Annotated in this window: 19 protein-coding genes and 1 pseudogene; 11 read left to right on the top strand and 9 right to left on the bottom strand. The window is 70.3% G+C overall.

The annotated features are described in order from the left end of the window. Positions 1–71 precede the first annotated feature (71 nt). Positions 72–485 (bottom strand): hypothetical protein, encoded by a 414-nt coding sequence (locus IE275_RS39595; protein WP_189717541.1) that lies wholly within the window; start codon positions 483–485, stop codon positions 72–74. Between the two features lie 380 nt (positions 486–865). Between IE275_RS39595 and IE275_RS39590 the strand changes: the two genes are divergently transcribed. Both IE275_RS39590 and IE275_RS39585 read left to right on the top strand, forming a co-directional pair. Further along, a complete protein-coding gene (locus IE275_RS39590) occupies positions 866–1,357 on the top strand; it encodes a hypothetical protein (RefSeq protein ID WP_189717540.1) in 492 nt (163 codons plus the stop codon). 155 nt (positions 1,358–1,512) lie between these two features. Continuing rightward, on the top strand, positions 1,513–4,113 hold the full coding sequence (locus IE275_RS39585) for a DUF6185 family protein (RefSeq protein WP_189717539.1): 2,601 nt from the start codon (positions 1,513–1,515) through the stop codon (positions 4,111–4,113). A gap of 50 nt (positions 4,114–4,163) precedes the next feature. Here the strand turns inward: IE275_RS39585 and IE275_RS39580 are convergent, their stop codons facing one another. From IE275_RS39580 to IE275_RS47135, 3 genes are all read right to left on the bottom strand, one after another. After that, positions 4,164–4,808: a hypothetical protein gene (locus IE275_RS39580; protein WP_189717538.1), complete on the bottom strand. Its 645-nt coding sequence runs from the start codon at positions 4,806–4,808 to the stop codon at positions 4,164–4,166. 236 nt (positions 4,809–5,044) lie between these two features. After that, positions 5,045–5,566: an AMIN-like domain-containing (lipo)protein gene (locus IE275_RS39575; protein WP_189717537.1), complete on the bottom strand. Its 522-nt coding sequence runs from the start codon at positions 5,564–5,566 to the stop codon at positions 5,045–5,047. A gap of 1,273 nt (positions 5,567–6,839) precedes the next feature. Continuing rightward, positions 6,840–7,247 carry a hypothetical protein gene (locus tag IE275_RS47135; RefSeq protein WP_308435765.1) on the bottom strand — a complete coding sequence of 136 codons (408 nt, stop codon included), beginning with the start codon at positions 7,245–7,247 and terminating at the stop codon, positions 6,840–6,842. Between IE275_RS47135 and IE275_RS47130 the strand changes: the two genes are divergently transcribed. Further along, complete coding sequence (locus IE275_RS47130; protein ID WP_308435764.1) at positions 7,216–7,575, top strand: CAP domain-containing protein; 360 nt, start codon at positions 7,216–7,218, stop codon at positions 7,573–7,575. The two genes, IE275_RS47135 and IE275_RS47130, sit on opposite strands and share 32 nt — an antisense overlap. A gap of 282 nt (positions 7,576–7,857) precedes the next feature. Here the strand turns inward: IE275_RS47130 and IE275_RS47345 are convergent. After that, positions 7,858–8,044 (bottom strand): annotated as a pseudogene (locus IE275_RS47345) (helix-turn-helix domain-containing protein); the annotation flags it as partial. Positions 8,045–8,169: 125 nt separating this feature from the next. Here IE275_RS47345 and IE275_RS39560 point away from each other — a divergent pair. From IE275_RS39560 to IE275_RS39555, 3 genes are all read left to right on the top strand, one after another. Then, positions 8,170–8,823 (top strand): TetR/AcrR family transcriptional regulator, encoded by a 654-nt coding sequence (locus tag IE275_RS39560; RefSeq protein ID WP_189717535.1) that lies wholly within the window; start codon positions 8,170–8,172, stop codon positions 8,821–8,823. Continuing rightward, positions 8,820–8,954: a hypothetical protein gene (locus tag IE275_RS46935; RefSeq protein ID WP_268255336.1), complete on the top strand. Its 135-nt coding sequence runs from the start codon at positions 8,820–8,822 to the stop codon at positions 8,952–8,954. The genes IE275_RS39560 and IE275_RS46935 overlap by 4 nt, the downstream gene beginning before the upstream one ends. A gap of 143 nt (positions 8,955–9,097) precedes the next feature. Beyond that, positions 9,098–10,033 (top strand): poly(ethylene terephthalate) hydrolase family protein, encoded by a 936-nt coding sequence (locus tag IE275_RS39555; RefSeq protein ID WP_189717534.1) that lies wholly within the window; start codon positions 9,098–9,100, stop codon positions 10,031–10,033. Positions 10,034–10,124: 91 nt separating this feature from the next. Here the strand turns inward: IE275_RS39555 and IE275_RS46310 are convergent, their stop codons facing one another. Further along, positions 10,125–10,301, bottom strand: a complete 177-nt coding sequence (locus tag IE275_RS46310; RefSeq protein WP_229871053.1) for a hypothetical protein — start codon at positions 10,299–10,301, stop codon at positions 10,125–10,127. A gap of 398 nt (positions 10,302–10,699) precedes the next feature. Between IE275_RS46310 and IE275_RS39545 the strand changes: the two genes are divergently transcribed. Further along, positions 10,700–11,611: a GNAT family N-acetyltransferase gene (locus IE275_RS39545; RefSeq protein ID WP_189717533.1), complete on the top strand. Its 912-nt coding sequence runs from the start codon at positions 10,700–10,702 to the stop codon at positions 11,609–11,611. A 365-nt stretch (positions 11,612–11,976) separates the two neighbouring features. Here the strand turns inward: IE275_RS39545 and IE275_RS39540 are convergent, their stop codons facing one another. The 3 genes from IE275_RS39540 to IE275_RS39530 all read right to left on the bottom strand — a co-directional run bounded on the left by IE275_RS39540 (position 11,977) and on the right by IE275_RS39530 (position 14,259). Then, entirely contained in the window at positions 11,977–12,417 is a 441-nt protein-coding gene (locus IE275_RS39540) for a hypothetical protein (protein ID WP_189717532.1), read from the bottom strand. Positions 12,418–13,546: 1,129 nt separating this feature from the next. Beyond that, positions 13,547–13,768 carry a helix-turn-helix domain-containing protein gene (locus IE275_RS39535; protein WP_125652763.1) on the bottom strand — a complete coding sequence of 74 codons (222 nt, stop codon included), beginning with the start codon at positions 13,766–13,768 and terminating at the stop codon, positions 13,547–13,549. Further along, the gene (locus IE275_RS39530; protein ID WP_189717531.1) at positions 13,768–14,259 is read right to left on the bottom strand and encodes a DUF2975 domain-containing protein; all 492 of its coding nucleotides are present in this window, start codon (positions 14,257–14,259) and stop codon (positions 13,768–13,770) included. Before IE275_RS39530 ends, IE275_RS39535 begins: the two co-directional genes overlap by 1 nt. 1,085 nt (positions 14,260–15,344) lie before the next feature. Between IE275_RS39530 and IE275_RS39525 the strand changes: the two genes are divergently transcribed. From IE275_RS39525 to IE275_RS39510, 4 genes are read left to right on the top strand one after another with little or no spacing between them, the layout of a single operon-like run. Next, the gene (locus IE275_RS39525) at positions 15,345–16,601 is read left to right on the top strand and encodes an NAD(P)/FAD-dependent oxidoreductase (protein WP_229871052.1); all 1,257 of its coding nucleotides are present in this window, start codon (positions 15,345–15,347) and stop codon (positions 16,599–16,601) included. Next, positions 16,598–17,341 (top strand): DUF1365 domain-containing protein, encoded by a 744-nt coding sequence (locus tag IE275_RS39520; RefSeq protein WP_189717529.1) that lies wholly within the window; start codon positions 16,598–16,600, stop codon positions 17,339–17,341. Before IE275_RS39525 ends, IE275_RS39520 begins: the two co-directional genes overlap by 4 nt. A gap of 2 nt (positions 17,342–17,343) precedes the next feature. Continuing rightward, positions 17,344–18,666 carry a class I SAM-dependent methyltransferase gene (locus IE275_RS39515; RefSeq protein WP_189717562.1) on the top strand — a complete coding sequence of 441 codons (1,323 nt, stop codon included), beginning with the start codon at positions 17,344–17,346 and terminating at the stop codon, positions 18,664–18,666. A 56-nt stretch (positions 18,667–18,722) separates the two neighbouring features. Next, positions 18,723–19,478 (top strand): DUF1295 domain-containing protein, encoded by a 756-nt coding sequence (locus tag IE275_RS39510; protein WP_189717561.1) that lies wholly within the window; start codon positions 18,723–18,725, stop codon positions 19,476–19,478. Positions 19,479–19,617 lie beyond the last annotated feature (139 nt).

The raw sequence follows: 19,617 nt of genomic DNA, 5'->3' as shown, positions 1-19,617 counted from the left end.
GTCGAGAGCGTCTCGTGCGGTTCCGGCATGGTGGTGGCGCGTGGGTGGGGGCGGAAGCTCGACAGGATCCCTCATGGCGTGTAGTAAGCGGCGTACTGGGCGGAGTGTTCTTCGGCGGAGAAGTCCTCGAAGTCGCCGGCCTTTTCACAGTCGAGCAGTCGCCGGAGCGCTGCTTCGGCTTCGGGCAGACGCTGAGACGACAGGTGTGCCTTGGTTGCGCCCAGTCCGCTTCCGCACAGCAACTGGATGTCGATCGAGCAGCCGGCGTCCATGCTGGCTGACTTGGCCTTCCAGATGAGCAGGACATCGTCGAGACTGCCGGCATTGAACAGCTGGACGCAGCACAGCTTCATCAGCTCGGTGTCACCTCCACCCTGAGCCTGCCGCTCCCGCTGGATATGTGCTCTGAGCAGCCCGCGGACCTCTTCGAGGCCCACGCCGACAGGGTGCAGACCGTAGCGGTGAAGACACTCGTCCTCGTCCATTGCCGTGCCCCTTCTCCCCGGCGGCAGCCAGTACGACTGGCCAGGTGGATCATGCCATGTGGGTCTCGGGGCGCTCGATGAGTTGGCCGTAAAGGGACGATTTCAGCGGTGGCGACGCCCGGCGTCGCGCGGTTCCGTGCTGGTCCACGACGCCGCCCAGGGCTTGACCCGGACGCTGATCCCGCAGCCTCACGAGACGTGGACCGATCCCCAGGTGGTTCGGTCAGATCCTGCGGGTGTGCGCGACGTGCGAGGCGCCCGGGTCGTTGACGTGTCCGGCCAGATCCTGTCGGCCGGGCCGGCCGCGGGGTGGCGGTGGGGACTGCCGTATCGTCCGCAGCGAAGCACAGTCCCCGTCCGCTGGCGGAAGCGCGGCACTCATGATGGATGAACTGCGGCCGGGCCGGGCCGAGATGAACAGGCTGACCACGACACTGCGGATCACCGGCGAAACGGAGTCGGTGGTCGCGATGCAGGTCGGCTACCAGCGGCAGGCCATCTCGCGCGGCTCGGATCCGGCGGTGAACGGCGGTCCCCGGCTGCAGGTCGACTTCAGCAGCGGCCAAGCGCTGCTGTACGCCGACAGGCCACAGAGGCAGCAGGTGGGCGAGAGACTGGGGAACACCGTGCGGCTGTGGTCGAAGGAGTACCGCGTCCACCGCCGACGGCTCTGGCCGAAGCTGCTTTTCACGGTGAGCGCCGGCGAGCGCACCGTCCTACGGGTCCGCGAGCGGTTCGGACGCAACGGCGGCGCCCGCGTCTTCGACACGCACAGCGACGCCGCGCTCGACCCGGTCGTCGCCCTTGCACTGCTCCTGCTGGAGGGACGCCCCCACACGATGGGCTTCGGCCGCGGCGACTACGACCTCTGACCAGCCGCGGCCCCATCAGGACTCCGCCCGCACCCCTACCGCGCGCGTTCACAACAAGCCCAAGGATCCGCACCCGGGAATCGCAACGCCAATCTGCCGTTCGGTGATCGATCGTGGGCCAAGAGGGGAATATGCCCGCAGGGGGGTGCGGGGGTATGCGGAAACTGTTGTTCCTGATGGTGCTGACCGGTCTGTTGGCGCTGTCCTCACTCGGTCCGGGGTCGACCGCCCACGCGGCGGACGACGTCTGTCTCGCGACACAGCTGAAGGCCGCGAGGGTCAGCGTCTCGGTTTCGCTGAAGCACGACGGCGAGGCGACCACCAGAGCCGAGTCCCGGTTGGTCGTGCGCGTCCCCAAGACGTGGGGACTCGCCCCGGATCTGCTGCTCAACGGCGACAGCGAGCGCTACCGCAAGGCCATGCGCTGCCTCCTGCGCGATCCCGCCGCGTCCCAGACGCAGAGGGACACGGAATGGCGGCCGGGACCGCCTGCCGTCGTCGTCACCGAAAAGTGGATCACGGTCGACTACTTCGCGGTGACACACGTCGACGACCGGCGGGACCGCGACTTCGGAGTCTGGCGCATCAGCCCTGGCGAGCGGTTCTGGAGGCTGATCCTGCTCCGCCCGCCCTCCTTGGACCAGGCGTGGTGGCAGAAGGTCACGATCGATCTCGGCGGACGCGCCGCGCGCAGCATGACCCCGATGCCGACCACGGGCTCGACCACGCGTCTGACGTGGGACCGGCCGAAGGCCGGTGGTCCCGCCGTCGATGTGCGGGTGGGGATCCAGCCGCCGGCCACCAAGGCCCTGGCCGTGCGGTGGGGTGATGGCTTCCGCTATCTGGCGGGGTCGGCGGTATGGCTGCTCTGGAGTGGCTTGGTGCTGGTGGGTCTGCTCAGGCTGGTGCGCAGACTGTCTCCGGCGCCGGCAGCCCTGGTGCAGACGCCGGCCGAGGAGGCCACACGGCGCAATCTGCTGCTGTGGGCCTGGATCACCGCCGTCGCGGCGCTCGTCTTCGAGGTCGATGACCAACTCCCCAGGGTCTTGGGAGACATCGGGGTGTTCGCCTGGTGGCCGGATCACCGTGTCGCCGTTCACTTCGTGCTGGCCGTGTGCGGCGGGGCGGCGCTGTGCCTGTTCGGCCGTCCCCGCCCCGAAGCGTGGGTGACCGTCCTGATCGCCACGGCGTACACGCTCCTGGTCGCCGTCGCTCCGGAGCGCTTCGGTCTGCCGACGGGCTTCTGGCTCTACGAGGACAACACCGCCGACGTCGAGCGACTCCGGCAGGCGCACGGGATGGTGTGGATCGCGCTCGCCTGCTGGTGTGTGGCCTTCGTCTGGCTGGTCGGTACTCTCGCGTCCCTGCGACGGCTGCGCGAGGCCGTACGCGCTCCGGTCGCGGGAGTCCCGCCGCGAGGGCGATTCCCCTGGTGGGCGCTGATCGTCTGTGCCGCCGTCGCGCTTCTCGTCGTGGGACTCGGTCTCGCATCCTCACAGGGCGTCTGGGCACAGGAGAACTGGCTGAGCGCCCACGATCCGTCGTACCGCGACCGGCGTCTTGCGCACCTCTACAACGACCTGGCCTGGTTTCCCTCGAACTGGGCCGACTGGTTCCACCCCAACATCTGCGGCTGGTACGGCGTGATCGGTGTGCTCCTGGCCGTTCTGTCCGCCCGGTCCGCCGCCCCGGGCGCCGCGACGGTCAGCCCCGGGAGGACGGAGCTGTTCGCCCTCTCCTTGCTCCTCGTGGCCCAGATCCTCCCGACGCCGGGCGGGTACGCCGGTGCGCCGGTCTGGATGGTGAACCTCCTGCCCCTCTTCCTGGTCGGCCTTCTCCTCCTCGCGGTGGGGCGCCGTCGCGCCGTGCTGTCCAGGACGTTCGGGGAGAACGAACCCTCGCTGCGCGAGGTGATCCGGGAGTCGGACCGGAGCTGGCTGATCGACTCGGCGCGGCAGTACCGCGACCTGCACTCCCAGCTGCGCCGCCTGGAACAGGGTGACCAGGACAGCGAGCGTGCCCAGCTGGAGGACCGACTCGACGCGATACACCGGTGGAATCCCGGCGACACCACCTCCGGGCACGCCGGCAAGAAGCTCCCGGACTCCGTCGACGCGGTGGATCTCACCCTGGCATGGGGGCCCTGCGACACCTGGTGGAACAACGGCCGCCGAGCCGCCCTGTTCGCGGTGCTGCTGTCCCTGCCCGCCACCGCTGTCGCGTTCTGGGCGGACAACGTCCGCGGGCCGCTCTGGGGTGACACGGCCCGATCCCAGTTCGGCGTCGTCAACCTGGTCGACTACGTCGTCACATGGGAGGTCGTCGGGGGCGTACTCGGCTTCACCCTCGGTGCGCTGTGGCGGGTGCTGCCGGGCCGCCGTGGCCCCGCGAAGGCCCTGGGCCTCTCCCTCGTGTACGCCGCTCCGGTCGCCGTCCACTGGGTGCTGAGCACGATCGCGGGCGAGCCCATCGGCACCCTGGCGCTGGACGTTGCCCTGACCCTGCTCGTGCTCACCTCGACCGGTGTTGTCATGGACATCGATACGTTCCGCCGGGAGGGCCACTACTGGCCCACCAAGGCGGCCCTGCTGCTGTCCGTCTACCAACTCCGCACGGCGTCGGTGCAACTGGCGTTCTTCGTGGCCCAGGCGGTCGCGCTGGTCGGCGTCTGGCAGCAGCTGAAGGGCAACGACCCCATGGTCCTGATTCAGCCCGAGCCCCCGCCGGGGACGCCGGAGTCGGGAGGTGCCCCGTGAGACATCGACGGCGGCAGCCCGTTCCGCGCGGTACGACACCGCGCGGCTCTTCAAAACCGTGAGGCAGCTTGCCCATTCGGGTGCCAGTCCGCCTCGGACCAGTCGTGCTCCTCGAAGCCGTCGGGAACCTGCGCGCAGGGGGCGTAGACGCTGATGAACAACGTCGTGGTCGAGTCGTTCCACTGAACGTCGACCTGGTCGCCGTCCTTCGGGTTTTCGAATCGGAAGCCCAGCTCGCGGAAGGTCGCCCCTGCACGGTCGCCTTCGTGGGTGAGTTTCCAACCCTGCTTCACCAGTCGCTGGCGTACGCGCCGCTGCGCGTCTCGTGCGGTGGCTTCGGGGATGTCGGGCACGCTCCAATCGAGTCCGAAGCTCCGGACGTCGCTGCGTGCCTCGTCGATATGGGCGATGCTTCTCAGCCCTCGGTAGTAGCAGGCGCCGGTATCGACCCTGCCCGAGTTGGCCGCGTACGTTTCGGGCAGCGCGAAGCCGTCGTACACCCAGTCAGACCGGTCCTTGAGCCGTTGGGCGACCACGTCGGGGTCAGCAGAGGGATACGGCGCGCCGTTCCATACGGAGTTCCCCACTGCCACGGCAGCCACTGACAGCGCGACCGGCACAAGCCCTGCGACGGCGTACAGGACGGTCCTCCTGGCGGTTCGGGTTCTACGTAGACGTAGAGGGGTCTTGGGCATGCACGTGACGGTAGACGTCGGCAGGGTGCGACGCATGAGTAGCAGTACCCAGGTGAGTTCTGGCGCCCCTGCGAAGTCGCGTGCTGAAGCGGCGAATCGCGGACAGCCACTGGGCAGGGGGCTCTTACGAGTCGGTGTTGCTCACGGGGGCGGCCTCTCAACGTTCCCGCTCCGGGGTGATGGTGGCGTGGCCGCCCGGCTCCGGGGTGGTCGGAGCCGGGCGGGGTCGCTCCCGGTCAGGAGCAGATGTTGGGGTGTTTGATGTCGAGGACGAATCGGGCCGGGCGGGGGACGGTGTAGGCCTTGTAGTGCGGTTTGGTCTTGAACGCCGTCCCGAAGGTGACCACGCCTTCGAAGTCGCCGGTCAGTGCGAGCCCCTTGAGCTTGGGCAGGTGGATCTTCAGCAGGCGGGGTCCCCGGTAGACGGGCTTGCCGGCCTGATTGTGGGCGGCGGCGGGGGAGAGCTTGATCTCCAGGAAGTAGCGTCCGGCGAGCGGGACCCTCTTTCCGGAGCCGTCGTAGCGCAGGTGCCTGACGGGTTTGACGGTGACGGGTGGCACGGTGCCCCGCACATGGATGACGAGGCGGTCGAAGGTGCAGTGCCCGGCCCAGTGGGCGTCGACGACGAGTGCGGTGGCCGGGGCTCGCCCCGATGCCGCGGACTGTGTGGCGGCAGAGGCGGGAGCCGCGGCACCGGCGGTCGCGGTGAGGAGGATGCCGGCGGCGGCGACGGCCGTGCGGCGCGGATGGTGGTGCATGACGCCCCCGATCTTTCTGTAGGGGACTGTGTGCTCACTGGAAGAGACATCAGGGCGATTCGGGTGGTTCCCTACTTTCCGGTCTTTTTGTCTATTTTCGTAGTTTTTCGACCTCGGGCGCTTGCTGCGGATGTCGATGCCGTCCAGGCAGCCTCCGCGCGGCTGGGGATTCCTGCTCCCCGGCCCCGTGGGTGCAGTGTCCGGCATGGTGGGGCCGGACCCTTTGTGCGGTGATCGGCCCGTCCTGCGTTGACCAGGTTCTGTCGGCGCCCCGTGGGGGAGGGGGCGGTGGCTTCGGCATGTGCGGCCGGGAGCGGCGTGTCCTGGGTGCCGTTGCCGTCGGGGTGTGTTCTGTGGGGCGTCGGGTGGTGTGGCTGAGGTCAGGTGGTGGGTCCGCCGCAGCGCGCGCGTGCCTGATCGATCGGCGCGCGATCTCCTGGCGGCGGGGGCGGGGCGCGGTTTCACGGCCGGCCCGAAGTCTTTCCTTGGCGCCTCGTTCCGCGTCGCTGGCTGCCGCTCCGCCCGCGAGGTGCCCGGCGGGCCGGAGGTGCCCAGGGTCGCATGGTCCGGCGTCTTCGCCCGGACCGGTGTCGGTGACGGGCAGGTGGTGGCTCTCTTCCGCGGCGTCTGCGTCGGCGGTCTCGGCGCGCTGCTGCGCACGGTCACCGCTGTCTGTCCGTATCGCCCGGCATGCCGGTCGCCGGAAGGGTTGTGGGGAGGGGCGGTGACATCCCTCACGTGCCCGGTCCGCATCAACGTGTCGCGGTAGTACGTGGCGTGTGGCCGACATAGGCGGATCTGGCGTATGGAAATCGGCATATACGGCATCTTGGTCGGGGGTGATGGCCGGGATCGGCGGTCTCGAGGCGCCGGACCGTATCTGCCGTCCTTCTGACGGAGTGTGAGGCGCTGCCGGTCTCCGCCTCGGCGGCTCGGCACAATCCGGGGCCGGATTCAAGGGGGCCGTCGTCTACTAGGTGAGGTAGTGGAAGCGGCCCGTTGCCGTGTTCTCACGTGGCTTTTAACAATGACGGCCCTGCAAGGCGCCCCCGCAGGTCAAGCGCAATGTCTGTGCGAAACCGGGCCGGCCGGGGCGCAAAGAGAGTCGACCGAACGAGGTCCGCATGAGGAACCAGCGCAAGCACCGCAGGAAGACCCGCCGCCGGCCCATAGCCGTCGCGGTCCTGGCGATGGGCGCGGTGGCGGTGCCGTCGGCCGCCATGGCGTGCATGGGTGACGCGGGAGCCGAGGCCGTCACCGCCACGTCCAGCGGTCACTGGACGGACGGGAGGAAGACCTCCTGGGACGGACACCGGTGGTGGGACGTCCGGACCGCGAAGCAAGCGGCGACGGCTTCGCCCTCGGCCTCGCCGACGACCTCTCCCGGGACCGCGGCGCCCGCCCCGAAGAAGCCCAAGGCACCCGCCCGGAAGAAGCCCAAGCTGCCCGCGTCGAAGACGATCACCCCGCCTGTCCGGAAGACGGCCTCCCCGCCCGCCCCGACGAGGGCCACCGTCGCGCCGAAGCCGACCGCCGCGTCTCCCTCGACGACGACCGCCGCGCCGAAGCCGACCGCCGCGTCTCCCTCGACGACGACCGCCGCGCCGAAGCCGACCGCCGCCGGCACGGCGACCCCGGCCGTCGCCCGCGTGGTCGCCCTGGTCAACAGCGAGCGTGCCAAGGTCGGTTGTTCCCCGGTCACCCTGAACGCGAAGCTCTCGCAGGCCGCCCAGGCTCACAGTGCGGACATGGCGAGCCACAACACCATGTCGCACACCGGTTCCGACGGGTCCGACCCGGGACAGCGGATCACGCGCGCGGGCTACCTGTGGAGCACCTACGGCGAGAACGTCGCGTACGGGTACTCCACGCCCGAGCAGGTCATGGCGGGCTGGATGGCCAGCGCCGGCCACAAACGCAACATCCTGGACTGCGGCTTCAAGGAGATCGGTGTGGGGGTGGCGCAGCCCGGCAACTACTGGACGCAGGACTTCGGCACGGCCCGCTGACCCATCCCGCCTGCCGCGGCGGCTCCGCTCGCTGCGGAGCGGCCGCGGCGGACGATGCCGGGAGCGGCGTATTGGCATCGGTAGGAGAGACGATCCCTGACCTGGTGGTAGGTGCGGATCCACTGGGCGAGGCAGAGGCCGCTGCGGAACTGGGGGAGCGGAGTTCGTGCCCGGCGCTGTTCCGGCAGATGCCGGCGGTGATCAGCACGAGCCGGCACTGGGCTCAGGTGTTCGCGGTGCTGGAGCCGTGCTCGACCACGGGGCCGTGGCCAGGTTTCCGGCGAGCAGGAGGCAGGGGCCGGTCAACAGGGTGTAGCTGTGGTCGATGACCCGGTCCCTGCCGACTTCGAGAACCCGCACACCGGCTCCAGTTGCCGCATCGTCGGGTTCGTCCGCCAGTACGCCGCCACCGCCCATACATGTGGTCCGCCGGAGACAGGGCCCACGGCCGGCCGTCGGCCGGCCCGTCCCCCTGTCGGGGGCGGCAGAAGCCGCTCAACAGGCTTGTGCGTCAACTGCGTTGACATCCTGTGTGAAGCGCCTCCACCATGACCGGGCGGTCACATGACCGCCCGGTCATGCGGAGGAATGCCCATGCCCACGCCCACCTGGACCCGGCTGTCCCCGGCTCGTCGCGAGCGTGTCCTGGTCGCGGCGATGGACGAGTTCGGAACGCACGGCTACTCCACGGGCAGCCTGAACGTCATCGCCCGCGAAGCAGGGGTGGCCAAGGGCTCACTCTTCCAGTATTTCTCCGGCAAACTCGATCTCTTCACCTACGTCGCCGAGCAGACGTCGCTGCGCGTCCACGCCCACATGCGGCCCTGGCTCGAGGGCTACGACGGCACCCGCGACTTCTCCGTGCATCTCGTCGACGCGCTGGAAGCCTGGCTCGACTACTTCGCCAAGCAGCCCCTGGAGCGCGGGGTGGCAGCCGCCACCAACATGGAGATGGACCCCGCCGTCCGCGACGCCGTCCGGACACCCGTGAACGCCCTCTATCTGGCCGCGCTGCGCCCCCTGCTCGAACGAGCCGTCGCCGCCGAGCACCTGCGCGAAGACACCGACGTCGAGGCGCTGCTGTCGCTCCTGCTCGTGGTCCTGCCCCACCTCGCGCTCCTTCCGCACGTCCCCGCCCTGGACAGCCCCCTCCCGCTCACCGCGGTAAACCCGCAGGTTCGGCGCCAGAACCTCGAACGCCTCGTCACCCCGCTGCTGGCCGACTTCAGAGGAGAGGACGACCGATGAGCGGCTTCCACCACGATGTCCTCGTCATCGGTGCGGAGTTCGGCGGCCGCGGCAGCGCACCGCCGGACCGACAGATCGTCGACAACCCGTCCCGCATGACAGGCGGCTACCGGTCACGACAGCCAGGCTGACCTCCACCCGACCCACCGCCCGGGCTTGTGCGGGTGTGCCCGCCGCGGTGCGCTCCTTCGACCTCGGCGCCGAAGAAGACCCGGACATCACGGAGACGTACCACCAGAAATCACTGCTTCATCCCCACAGAAAAGGTGATCTCGTGTTCCGTACACTCCTGCGCTCCAGCACCGCGGTGCTGCTCACCGCTGCGGCCGCCCTTGCCCTCGCACCAGGAGGTGCCCACGCCCGCCCGGCGGCAGCCGCGGAGGTGGTGGACCCCTCGACCACAGGGTCGTTCCCCGTCGCCTACACCGACGTCACAGTGACGGCCGCGGGGCGGTCGTACAGTGCGCGTGTCTGGTACCCGGGCACGACGGCCGGGGCGAACGCACCGGCCGCCGCCGGAGCCCACCCGGGCCTCGCCTTCGGGCACGGCTTCTTCCAGGCCGTCACGCAGTACGAGAGCCTGCTCAAGCACTACGCCTCCTGGGGTGTCATCACCGTCGCCCCCAAGTCCCAGGGCGGCCTCTTCCCGAGCCACACGGCCTTCGCCGACGACCTCAACGCGGCACTGACCTGGCTCACCACACAGAACACGACCAACGGCTCACGTTTCGCAGAGCGGGTCGACACCTCCAGGTACGCGGTCTCGGGCCACTCCATGGGCGGCGGCGCGGCACTGATCGCCGCGAGCCGTAACCCTGCCGTCAAGTCCGTCACCACCCTCGCCGCCGCCGAGACCAACCCCTCGGCCGTCGCCGCCTCCGCCGCACTCGCCATACCTGTCCAGTACGTCGGTGGCAGCGCCGACTCGATCGCCGGTGTCGCCGGCAACCAGCAGAAGATGTACGACGCCAAGGTGTCGCACACGCAACTGCGCGTCATCACCGGCGGATTCCACTGCGGGTTCGAGGACAGCTCCGGCATCGGCTGCGACAGCGGGAGCACCACCCGAGCCGTCCAACTGAAACTGACCTACGGCATCACCACGTCCTGGCTGCTCCACACGCTCGGCCTCGACTCCTCCCTGTACGACCAGGTGTGGGGCTCCGCCGCCCAGAACCTGGCCGGCGTCGTGTACACGGCCAAGCCCTGATCGCCGCCTCGGCATGCCATCAGCCCGTCGCCGGTGAACTCGCCCGCTGAGGGCAACCGGACCTGAAGGCGCGAAAGTCCAGGCAGACACATCACGTCGTGCGGGCGGCCGCGCAGACCTCACGGCCGCCCGCACGTCCGGCTTCGGTGGCCGCCCGCACGAGCCAGGACGTGGGTCTCGAAGCTGCGGTCTCCCACCTGTTCCAGCCAGACAACCGATCGTCGCCGTCGCCGGACACCAGCAGGTCGATGTCGCGGTCGCCGTCCATGTCGCCGCTGCCGAGCACGCCCGGCGCAGCCCGGCCGGGGTTGCGGTGCGGACGGGGCGCGCGACCGTCGCCGGCTCGGCCTGCGCATCGTCTCCCGGCCGGCGGGTGCGAAGGCTTCGCGGTCCTGCCCTGCCGTGTGAGGGTCGGGTGCTCGATCGGCTGCGTCGGCATGATGACCCGAGGTCTGACCCGCGGAAGGCGGCGGGCCAACTGGTGAACGAGGGAACCTGTGCTGGACACGGCGGCGGCCTCGCAGCTCCCGAGGTCGCTGTGGCCGTCGTCGTCTGGGCGCGTTCAGTTGTGCCACTGTGGCTGAAAGGTGCTGGAGTGGTCGTGGCGGTGGCGCGTCCGTGAGCTAAGCGCTTCCCCGGGGCCGAGTGTGTCCGGGAGCATGAGACATGGTTTCCGATGACTGGCGGTTCACCGACGATGTCGAGGACTTTCTGGCCCGGGCCGGGGGTTTCCTGCGCTCGCGTCCCGTCCTGCACAACACGCCGCTGACCGACATCGAGAGACTGCGGGCACGTGGTGCCGGCGCACCTGGTACAGGCGCACGGGGTGTCGAAGCCGGCTTCTTCGGTGTGCTCGAGTCCGGGGGTGAGGTCTGTGCCGTTGTCTATCGCAGGCCACGCGGGCATGTGTGGATCACCCCTCTTTCTGCCGGGCGGGCGGAAGCTCTCGTCGCTCGCCTGGCCGGCGTTGACCGGTTCGTCTCGGGTGTTCTCGGGGATCACGACACGGCCACCGCGTTCGCCGGGGCGTGGCAGCGGCACACGGGCGCGGTACCGGTCCCCTTCTGGCGGACGCACCTTTACCGTCTCGGCTCGCTCACCCCGCCGCGGCCGCACCCGGAAGGCCGGGGGCGCATCGTGGGCGAGAGGGACCGGGATCAAGTCGTGTGCTGGTGCCGGGAGTTCTGCGTCGATGTCGGGGAGCAGCGTTCCATCGACCTGATCGACGCCGGCTCCTGGGACGACTCGCGTTTCGGCGACAGGCACTTCACGTTCTGGGAGTCCCCGGAGGGCGTTCCCGTGTCGATGGCGGCTGTGACCTCGGTCGTGGGGGGCATGGTCCGGGTGGATCCCGTCTACACCCCGGCTCGTCTTCGGGGCCGCGGCTACGCGGGTGCCGTGACGGTCGAGGTGAGCAGGGCGGCGCTGGCCGCGGGCGCGAGGGACGTCGTCCTGTTCACGGACCCGGACAACCCCACCAGTAACGCCCTCTACCGGCGGATCGGATACAGCCGTGTCGCCGACTTCATCGGATACGACTTCTCCTGCGACGCACCAGGGGCCGGTGAGGTGACCTGAGCTGTCCAGGACCCGGGTTCCCGGGGCGGATCCCAGGCCACATCGACGTCAGCTTCGTGGAAGTCGTGTGCGAGTCCCACCACCATGGCAGCCACGGCGGCCCGTGCCTTGGCCGGGCCGGCGTCGCCCCGGGTGGCCGGTAGCTGGTTCTTCGAGCCTGGTGGTCCACCTTGTCCGGGGGCGGGACGCTGACGGAGTACAGGATCGGACGGAGGCCGTCTACGTGTCCGCTGAAGTGCGAAAACGCTGATCAAGTTCGAGCCGTGTTCGACGCCGGTCCTCAAATGGCAAGCTGGGACGGTGTGTTGGCCCGGCCGAGCGGCGCGGCCTGTGCCCGGGGTGGGTGTGGGCTGTTGATTCCCCGGTCAGCGGCGGCCGGTGGCCAGGGTGACGAGGAACTGGCCGCCGCCTGCCTGGATGTCGGCGGTCACCGGCAGCGTCGGTGCCAGTCGGGAGAAGCGGTCCACCAGCCAGTCCGCGGCTTGTTGGGCGTCCTGCCTGGTCGGGCAGCGGCCCACGGTCTCGCGGCCTCCCTTGCGTTCCAGTCGTGCGGCAACGGTGATCAGTGGTGCGGGTTCGATCACGTAGAGGTGGTCGGGCCAGGCGATGACGACCTTGACCGCGCCCTTGCGGGAGTTGCACCCGCGGTGCGCGAGCCGTTCGGTGACCTTGGCCTTCCGGTCGGCGGTCCGGCTGTCGACGCTGGGCCCCTGGGGGTCGTTCACCGATTTGTCGGGGTCGACCGGCTGGTCGCAGACCCAGCATCGCCAGCCGTCGCGTTCTGCCACATCATCAAGGAGACTCACCCGGGCAACTTAGCCTGTCCAGCCCGCATCTTGCGCGCCGGGGCTTCGTCAGTCGGGTGAGCCGTGGGCCCTGCCGTGGGCCATCGGCCGGCTGCGGAGCGGGGTTGGGGGGTGCGGGACGGTGAGTGCGGTCCCGCGCAATATGCCGGGGCAGGCGCAGGCGCAGGCGCAGGCCCGGGGCCGTGGCCTTCCGTCGAACCGGGCTCATCGACACCGTCGCCGGCACCAGCATCGGCCCATTTGCCGGCTCCTGTCGTCCGGCCAGCAGCCGCGCCGGACAGCCCAGCGCAACCGGCTGACCCTTGATCTCGCCGGCTGTGGCGGCGTAACGTCGACCGATCCTTCATCCTCGCGTCTGGAAGTGTGTATGCCTCGCCGGTCACCGGGCGAGATCAGAGCCGGTCGGTCACGCTTTTGGGGCGCTGGTACCAGACGCGTCGTCCCTGGTGTGTCCGCAGCGACGAATCGGCAGATCGCTGCATTCGAGCGCCGGAACGGGCTGCCCTGCGGGCATGTCGCTCACGCTTTCCGGGCGTGGGCTCTGGCGCTTCACCCTTGGCCCGGCCATGGAGCGAACTACGGGAGCGGAACCACGCTGTGGCGGGACCGGCACGCGCGGACGCTGCTCGAGGGCGCGGCCACGTCCATGGACCGCACGGCGCGTCGCGATCTCCTGGCAGCGGTCAGGCCGGTGGACGAGCGGTTCCTTGCACGGACCTTGCAGGATCCGTTCTCGGCGCCCTCCGACCCTTGGTGGAAGCGTCGCCTCACCGGGTGAAGCAGCCCTCGGCGGATCCGGTTACCCACCGGTGGCTGCTGGGGCCGCTGCTCCGTTTCGTCACCCCCTGCCGCTCCTCCCGGTTACGGGCAGCAACGGGAACGCACCTGGCGGGCCGCGCACGCGGTCCGAGCAAGCACGACGACCGGAGCGTGCCGTACGCCGCGCAGATCGCGAGGGTCGGATACCTCGGCCGGTCGCTCCAGCAGGCCCGGGATTTCCTCGGGCACGGCCCCGGGAGGCTCGCGGAGTTGGTCAAAGGCAGGCGGGATCGGCCATGACGCGTGGGCGGGCACGGTCTTCCACTCGGATCACGGAGCGTCGAGAACTCCACGATCCCGGGAGGTCACGTCAGCCGTCTGCGGCGTCCTCGGCCTCCCAGCGCAGCAGGTCGCCCGGCTGGCATTCGAGCACTTCGCAGAGCGCGGCGAGCGTCGCGAAGCGCACCGCCTTGGCACGGCCGTTCTTGAGTACCGCAAGGTTGGCGGGCGTGATCCCCACGCGGTCCGCGAGCTCGCCCACGGACATCTTGCGCCTGGCCAGCATCACGTCGATGTCGACGGCGATCGGCATCAGATCACCTCGTCCAACTCGGCCTGCATCCGGGCCGCTTCGACGTCGCGCGCGACGGCCTGGGCGAGCAGCATCCGCATCAGCAGCACGATGAGCGCGACCCCCAGGATCGCCAGGCCGACCCCGCCCATGATGACGGTGACGCCGGGGTCCTCCCGCTGGCCCGGCGCGTTGATGCCCGTGATCGCGAACCACACGAGGGCAGCCGCCACGATCGCGCCGATCACGCCGTCCACGTACCGGAAGGCGGCGTGGGAGAACACGGTTCCACGTCGCACCATCGTCACCAGCCGCCATACGCAGACCACGGCGACCTGGACCGACACCATGCCCAGGATCGTGACCACGCGCAGCGGGGTCAGCGGGAGCGACCCGTCCTCCGGGTCGCTCCCGCTGACCAACACCCACACCATCAATGCCTGCACGAACACGGTGCCGGCGAGCACCACCACGAGCACGGCGCGCAGCGCACGCACTGTCAGCTTTCCCATGACCCATCCTTGCATCGAGTTACGATGGGAATCTATCGATATTCGATAGGTGAATCAAGTGCCGGGACGGAGGGTGGGCGGCAGTCTCGCACCGTGGCGGGATGCCCGCGCCTCCCATGGCCTGGCGATCGCGCGAACCGTCTTGATCCTGCCGAAGCGGGCCTCGCTCGAACGCGAGATCGGATGTCACCCGACTGCGCCGAAGCCCTGGGCCGGCGGTGACGACGGCTTCGCCGCTCGGTGTCTCACCTGCGTCCGTACCGTGAACCCGCTGGTCAGCTGGGCGATCGCGGAGTGGGACGACCAGGACAAGACCTCTGCGCAGGCGAGCCGTGGCTGTTCCTGGCCCTGGATCACCGCAAGGACGCCGACCAGCCTGCCGCCGTCACGACCGCCACCCGACACCGACGCTCCGCCGCTGCCCGAGATCCACGCCGTTGGGCTCCAGGGCGATCGGTGCCCACGGGCGCGGCATCCGGGCAGGCCGGGGGAGGGGGCCGGGCCGGCACGCACCGCGTACCGGCCGGAACGCGAGACTTCCGTGAGCTACGTCGGCGCGGGCCCGGCAACGATCGTGACGACCACGACCCCGCCAGGACCAGGAGCGCAAGGCCCAAACGGCCCGAAGCCACCGGATTCGCCGCGCTCGTCGAAGGCCTGGAACGCTTCCGGCATGCCCGCGGTCAGGACTGGGGCAGGACTGGGCCAGGACTGGACCCTCGCAATTCGATGCAGAATCGGTGCGACTTGAAACGAGGATTCCGCTCGGCGCACGCTCTGATGGCCGGACGCGAGTGGCCCGGTGGCAGTCCGGTCAGAACTGAGCGGGCGCCCGCTCCCGTCCCGGCTCCAGCCGGGCAGGACGAGGAGTCGTCATGAGCGACGGACGTTCGGTTCCTCCTGGCAGGTCGTCGGCCGTCGGAATCCACCGACCTCCCACGGACCTGCCGGCTCTCCGGACCTGCTCGTTCCGGTTGTCCGGCCTGCCTTGGCGGCCTTGGAATCCGAGGCCGGGCCGGCACCGAGTCGGAACGCACGACGAGCGCGAAAGGCGCGCGGGGTCCATGGCGTACGAGGGGGAGATCATGAGCAGGCGCAGCGTCGCTGTGGTGGGGGCGGGTGTGGCCGGTCTGTCGGCCGCGTACGTGCTCTCGCGCGGTCACGACGTGGTTCTGTACGAGGCGGACCACCGGCTCGGAGGCCACGCCCACACCCATCAGCTGCCCGCCCGCGGGGGCGGCACCGTCGGCGTGGACACCGGGTTCATCGTGCACAACGAGCGCACGTACCCGTATCTGCTGCGGCTGTTCCGGGAGTTGGGCGTGCCCACGCAGAACGCCGAGATGAGCATGTCCGTCCGCTGCGACGGCTGCGGCCTCGAGTACGCCGGTGCCCGTGGTCCGTACGGTCTGCTCGGCGGCGGCAACCTCCGGCGTGGCCGGTACCTGCGGATGCTCGCCGAGGTGCCGCGCTTCCACCGGGCTGCCCGCCGTCTCCTCACCTCCGGCGACGAGGCGGCCACGCTCGGCACCTTCCTGGAACGCGGCGGCTTCACGGCGTACTTCGTGGGGCACTTCGCCCTTCCTCTCGTCTCCGCGGTCTGGTCCTGCCCCCCGGACACGGCGCTGCGCCACCCGGCGGCCTACCTGTTCCGGTTCCTGGAACACCACGGTCTGTTGTCCGTCACCGGCTCTCCCCGGTGGAAGACGGTCACCGGCGGCTCCCGCGTCTACGTCGACAAGGTCGCCAAGGAACTGTTTGCCGTGCGCACGACCGCGCCGGTCCGTGCGGTCGTGCGCGGTGCGGATCACGTACGCGTCACGACCGACGACGGTGAGACCACCGACCACGCCGCCGTCGTGATCGCCGTCCACCCCGACCAGGCCCTGCACCTGCTCGCGGACGCCACGCCCGACGAACGCCGGGTCCTCGGGGCGTTCACGTACTCCCGCAACCCCACCGTGCTGCACCGGGACACCTCGGTGCTGCCCGCCTCGCCGCATGCCCGCGCCGGCTGGAACTACTGGCTCCCGTCCTGCCGGACCCGCCCCGGGACGGTGCAGGTCAGCTACGACATGAACCGCCTGCAAAGGCTCACCGGGGAAGAGCCGCACATCGTCACCCTCAACCCGGACGGCCGCGTCGACGAGAGCACCGTCCTCGCCCGTATGGTCTATGAACACCCCGTCCACACCCGCCACTCCGTTGCCGCTCAGCGCGAACTGCCCGGCCTCGCCACCTCGGTGACGGCGTTCGCCGGCGCCTACCACGGCTGGGGATTCCACGAGGACGGCTGTCGCTCCGGCGTCGAAGCGGCCCGGGCCCTGGGGGCGAACTGGTGACCCCCGCGCCCGACGTCCCCTCGCTCTATGCCTGCGAGGTCGCCCACGTCCGCACGGTGCCGCTCGGCCACACCCTGCGCCGGCGCACCTACCTGTGGCTGGTCGACATCGACGACCTGCCGCGCCTGCCCCGCTTCCTGCGGCCCCTCGCCCGCTTCGACGCCCGCGACCACTTCGGCGGCGGGGCTCCCACCATCCGGGCCGGACTGGACTCCTTTCTGAGACGACAGGATGTGACGGACGCCGACGGACGCGTCCTGATGCTCGCCCACGCCAGGGTCTTCCACCACGTGTTCAACCCGCTGACGCTGTACTGGTGCCACGACCGCACCGGTCGCCCCGCGTGCGTCGTCGCCGAGGTGCACAACACTTACGGCGGCCGCCACTGCTACCTGCTGCGGCCCGACGCGGACGGACGGGCGGACGTCGCCAAGACGTTCTATGTCTCCCCGTTCTTCGATGTCGAGGGCTCCTACCGGATGCGCCTGCCGCTGCCCGCCGAGCGGCTCGACCTCAGCGTGCAGCTACGGCACGAGGACGGCAGCCGTCCCCTGACCGCCACGGTCCGCGGCCGACGCCGCCCGGCCGACGTGTCCGGTCTGCTCACCGCGACGCTCAGCCACCCCTGGTCGACACTCGCCGTCACCCTCGGCATCCGGTGGCACGGCATCCGTCTCCACCTCAAAGGGCTCCCCGTCCGCCCTCGACCCGTTCCCCCGACCCGAGAGGGCATGCTTTGACCATCTCTCCGTCGTCGTTCCGCACCGCCTGCACGACCTGCGGCAGCGAGTCCGCCGGCGCCGCGCCCGTCGACGCGGCGCGCTGGCCCGACGTCGCCCGCCTTCCCCGATCCTCCGCCCTGCGGACGGCGCTCGCCCGGCTGATCGTCGAACACGCCCTCTCCAGCACCCCGCTGCGGGTACGGCACGGCGACCGTGGCCATGGCCGGATCCCCGCACCCGCCCAGGGCGATCCCGGACACCCGACACTGGTCCTGCGCGATCCGGCCGCGTTCCACCGCCGGATCGGCGCGGACGGCCTCATCGGCTTCGGCGAGTCGTACATGGCCGGCGAGTGGGATGCCGACGACCTCGTCGCCGTCCTCACGATCCTGGCCTCCCGCGTGGACGCTCTCGTACCCGCGCCCCTGCGCCGACTGCGAGGTGCCTGGGTCCACCGGCGCCCGGCCCTCGAACGCAACACCCTCGACGGGGCCCGCAACAACATCCGCCGTCACTACGACCTGTCGAACGACCTCTTCGCCCTGCTCCTCGATACGAGCCTGACCTACTCCTCGGCCGTCTTCACCGCGTTGCCCGCCACGCACGGGGACCTCACCGCCGCCCAGCACCGCAAGATCGACCGGCTCCTCGACCTCGCCCGCGTCGGGCCGGGCACGCGCCTGCTGGAGATCGGTACCGGCTGGGGCGAACTCGCCCTCCGCGCCGCGGCGCGAGGCGCCGATGTCCTGACCGTGACCCTCTCCGCCGAGCAGCGCGACCTTGCCGCACAACGGATCGCCGCCGCGGGACTGACCGGCCGGGTCACCGTCGAGCTGCGCGACTACCGGCAGGTCCGGGGCTGCTTCGACGCGGTCGTCAGCGTCGAGATGATCGAGGCGGTCGGCGCCGAGTACTGGCCGGTGTTCTTCGCAGCGCTGCGCCGGCTGCTCGCGGCCGGGGGCAGCGTGGCGCTGCAGTCCATCACCATGCCGCACGCAGGCATGCTCGACACGGCCCGCACACACACCTGGATCAGCAAGTACGTCTTCCCCGGCGGGCTCATCCCCTCCCGGGAGGCGATCGCCCGACAGAGCGCCGCCGCAGGTCTGCGTATCACCGACGACGCCGGGTACGGCGACCACTACGCCGAAACCCTGCGGCTGTGGCGGGAGAATTTCCTGCGGCGGTCCGAGGCCGTCACCGCGCTCGGCTTCGACCGGGTGTTCCGGCGCATGTGGGAGCTGTACCTGGCCTACTCCGAGGCGGGGTTCCGCTCGCACTACCTCGACGTGCGCCAGCTCCGCCTGGTCGCCGACGGAGCCGTACCGAGGAGTCCGCGGTGACCTGGAACGCGCTGGCGGTCAACCTGGCCGCCTCGGCCGGCGCGGCTCTCGCGGTGATGCTGGCCACCTTCGTGATCTCGTTCCGTGCAGGGGTCCACCGGATCGTGGACATCGCCTGGGGCGTCGCGTTCGCCGCCGTCGCCCTCGTCACCTGGGCCCTGTCCGCGGGCCACGGGGACGACCTGCGACGGTTTCTCGTGGTGGCGGCCACCTGCGTCTGGGGGCTGCGGCTGGCGCTGCACATCGCACGCCGTGCCCGCGGCCACGGCGAAGACCCCCGCTACGCCAGGATGCTCGCACGCGCTCCCGGCAGGCCCGCCGTGTTCGCACTGCGCAAGGTCTACCTGCTCCAGGGTGGCCTCGTCTGGCTGGTCTCACTGCCCGTGCAAGCCGCCGCCTACCTGCCGAGCGGCCCCGACCTTCTCATGGTGCTCGGACTCGCCTGGTGGGCGGCCGGCCTGGGCTTCGAGGCGGTGGGCGACCACCAGCTCGCCCGCTTCAAGTCCGACCCCGCCCATCGGGGCCTGATCATGGACCGGGGACTGTGGGCCTGGACCCGACACCCCAATTACTTCGGCGACTTCCTCGTCTGGTGGGGCCTGTACCTGACAGCGTGCGCAGACTGGCGGACAGCCGCAGTGACCCTCGTGTCACCGCTGACCATGACGGGGCTGCTCGTCTGGGGCAGCGGCAAGCGCCTCCTGGAAGCCCATATGGCCGACCGGCCCGGCTACGCCGACTACAAGGCCCGTACCAGCGGATTCCTGCCCCGCCCTCCGCGCAGGACCCCTGTCCCGCGGGGGAGTGGATGACCACGTCCGCGGCACCGGGCTCGTCCGGCGTGGGCGGGCGCCTTCCCGTGATCCTCACAGGTCACTCCAGGGGCGGCCCTGCGGCCCTGCGCCGGAGGCGACCCAATGCCCGGGGCGTGGTCGCCCCCAGCCCCGGGCT

Source organism: Streptomyces phaeofaciens, assembly GCF_014648915.1.
GTDB classification, from domain to species: Bacteria; Actinomycetota; Actinomycetes; order Streptomycetales; family Streptomycetaceae; genus Streptomyces; species Streptomyces phaeofaciens.
Note: the sequence above shows the minus strand (reverse complement) of the source record. Positions and strands in the feature narration are given on the sequence as shown.

Coding starts and splice junctions, on each gene's coding strand:
- IE275_RS39545 (WP_189717533.1), top strand. CDS start 10,700: ATGGTTTCCGATGACTGGCGGTTCACCGACGATGTCGAGGACTTTCTG.
- IE275_RS39510 (WP_189717561.1), top strand. CDS start 18,723: ATGCTGGCCACCTTCGTGATCTCGTTCCGTGCAGGGGTCCACCGGATC.
- IE275_RS39560 (WP_189717535.1), top strand. CDS start 8,170: ATGCCCACGCCCACCTGGACCCGGCTGTCCCCGGCTCGTCGCGAGCGT.
- IE275_RS39580 (WP_189717538.1), bottom strand. CDS start 4,808: ATGCCCAAGACCCCTCTACGTCTACGTAGAACCCGAACCGCCAGGAGG.
- IE275_RS39530 (WP_189717531.1), bottom strand. CDS start 14,259: ATGGGAAAGCTGACAGTGCGTGCGCTGCGCGCCGTGCTCGTGGTGGTG.
- IE275_RS39535 (WP_125652763.1), bottom strand. CDS start 13,768: ATGCCGATCGCCGTCGACATCGACGTGATGCTGGCCAGGCGCAAGATG.
- IE275_RS39590 (WP_189717540.1), top strand. CDS start 866: ATGATGGATGAACTGCGGCCGGGCCGGGCCGAGATGAACAGGCTGACC.
- IE275_RS46310 (WP_229871053.1), bottom strand. CDS start 10,301: ATGGACGGCGACCGCGACATCGACCTGCTGGTGTCCGGCGACGGCGAC.
- IE275_RS39585 (WP_189717539.1), top strand. CDS start 1,513: ATGCGGAAACTGTTGTTCCTGATGGTGCTGACCGGTCTGTTGGCGCTG.
- IE275_RS39525 (WP_229871052.1), top strand. CDS start 15,345: ATGAGCAGGCGCAGCGTCGCTGTGGTGGGGGCGGGTGTGGCCGGTCTG.
- IE275_RS39575 (WP_189717537.1), bottom strand. CDS start 5,566: ATGCACCACCATCCGCGCCGCACGGCCGTCGCCGCCGCCGGCATCCTC.
- IE275_RS39595 (WP_189717541.1), bottom strand. CDS start 485: ATGGACGAGGACGAGTGTCTTCACCGCTACGGTCTGCACCCTGTCGGC.
- IE275_RS46935 (WP_268255336.1), top strand. CDS start 8,820: ATGAGCGGCTTCCACCACGATGTCCTCGTCATCGGTGCGGAGTTCGGC.